1 protein-coding gene is annotated in these 430 nt (G+C 46.0%); it reads left to right on the forward strand.

The window, feature by feature from the left end; translation table 11 throughout:
- The coding region (locus H4J75_RS19745) for a hypothetical protein (protein WP_182223074.1) at positions 1-430 on the forward strand (430 nt) is incomplete at both ends.

Raw genomic sequence — 430 nt, forward strand, 5'->3', positions numbered from 1 at the left:
AAACCATACGAGCTTTGCGATTGATGCCAAGAATAACTGGTGGGGTGTGGATGACAGTGCTGAGATAAATGCAGGCACTAATCCTCAAGCACTGAGCTTTATCTACGATGGCAATAATGACGGTAGTGCAGGTAAGGTTAACTATGCTGGTTGGTTGAATGGAAGTTATTCCGGTGGAGGAATCCCCGTTTCAGACACTATGACAGGCCAACTGAATTTAACGGATTCATCAGGTATTGTTGTCCCTACGTACCAAAAAGGCGAGAGTGTTTATATTCAAGTTGCCGATAGCGATGGCAATGCAAACCCTGCGGTAGCAGAAACGTTAACAGTTAAAATCACTTCAGAAACCGAAGATACAGGTACGCCGTTTAGCGCGACGACACCTGTTGCGCCAAGTAGTAATGTTGGCGACGGCACGTTGACTGTT

It is taken from the genome of Colwellia sp. BRX10-1 (assembly GCF_014077545.1).
Lineage (GTDB): Bacteria > Pseudomonadota > Gammaproteobacteria > Enterobacterales > Alteromonadaceae > Colwellia_A.